Origin of the sequence: Streptomyces sp. NPDC047117, assembly GCF_040643545.1 — a bacterium.
Classification (GTDB): domain Bacteria; phylum Actinomycetota; class Actinomycetes; order Streptomycetales; family Streptomycetaceae; genus Streptomyces.
In genome coordinates this window covers 1-1,289 of sequence record NZ_JBEYUN010000049.1, presented here as the reverse complement: position 1 = coordinate 1,289, position 1,289 = coordinate 1, and the positions used below count along the sequence as shown (strand labels likewise).

The 1,289-nt window shown below is 57.0% G+C and carries 1 rRNA gene (running past one end of the window); it reads right to left on the bottom strand.

From position 1 onward, the window contains the following. Window positions 1-1,289, bottom strand: a 23S ribosomal RNA gene (locus ABZ840_RS37695) (its annotated part extends 1,495 nt beyond the left edge of the window); the annotation flags it as partial.

The following is a 1,289-nucleotide window of genomic DNA, read 5'->3' as shown; positions in this document are numbered from 1 at the left end:
TGTGCGACGGATTTGCCTACCGCACGGGCTACACCCTTACCCCGGGACAACCACCGCCCGGGCTGGACTACCTTCCTGCGTCACCCCATCACTCACCTACTACAAGTCTGGTTCGTCGGCTCCACCACTCCCCTACGCTCCGAAGAGCTCAGGGCGGCTTCACGGACTTAGCATCGCCTGATTCGATGTTTGGCGCTTCAAAGCGGGTACCGGAATATCAACCGGTTGTCCATCGACTACGCCTGTCGGCCTCGCCTTAGGTCCCGACTTACCCTGGGCAGATCAGCTTGACCCAGGAACCCTTAGTCAATCGGCGCACACGTTTCTCACGTGTGTATCGCTACTCATGCCTGCATTCTCACTCGTGAACCGTCCACAACTCGTTTCCACGGCTGCTTCACCCGGCACACGACGCTCCCCTACCCATCACAGCCTCCGTTGGGAGTAATGCTGCAATGACACGACTTCGGCGGTGTGCTTGAGCCCCGCTACATTGTCGGCGCGGAATCACTTGACCAGTGAGCTATTACGCACTCTTTCAAGGATGGCTGCTTCTAAGCCAACCTCCTGGTTGTCTCTGCGACTCCACATCCTTTCCCACTTAGCACACGCTTAGGGGCCTTAGTCGATGCTCTGGGCTGTTTCCCTCTCGACCATGGAGCTTATCCCCCACAGTCTCACTGCCGCGCTCTCACTTACCGGCATTCGGAGTTTGGCTAAGGTCAGTAACCCGGTAGGGCCCATCGCCTATCCAGTGCTCTACCTCCGGCAAGAAACACACGACGCTGCACCTAAATGCATTTCGGGGAGAACCAGCTATCACGGAGTTTGATTGGCCTTTCACCCCTAACCACAGGTCATCCCCCAGGTTTTCAACCCTGGTGGGTTCGGTCCTCCACGAAGTCTTACCTCCGCTTCAACCTGCCCATGGCTAGATCACTCCGCTTCGGGTCTTGAGCATGCTACTGAAGTCGCCCTCTTCGGACTCGCTTTCGCTACGGCTTCCCCACACGGGTTAACCTCGCAACATACCGCAAACTCGCAGGCTCATTCTTCAAAAGGCACGCAGTCACGACTGCCATCCGAAGATGACAGCGACGCTCCCACGGCTTGTAGGCACACGGTTTCAGGTACTATTTCACTCCGCTCCCGCGGTACTTTTCACCATTCCCTCACGGTACTATCCGCTATCGGTCACCAGGGAATATTTAGGCTTAACGGGTGGTCCCGCCAGATTCACACGGGATTTCTCGGGCCCCGTGCTACTTGGGTGTCTCTTAAACGAGCCG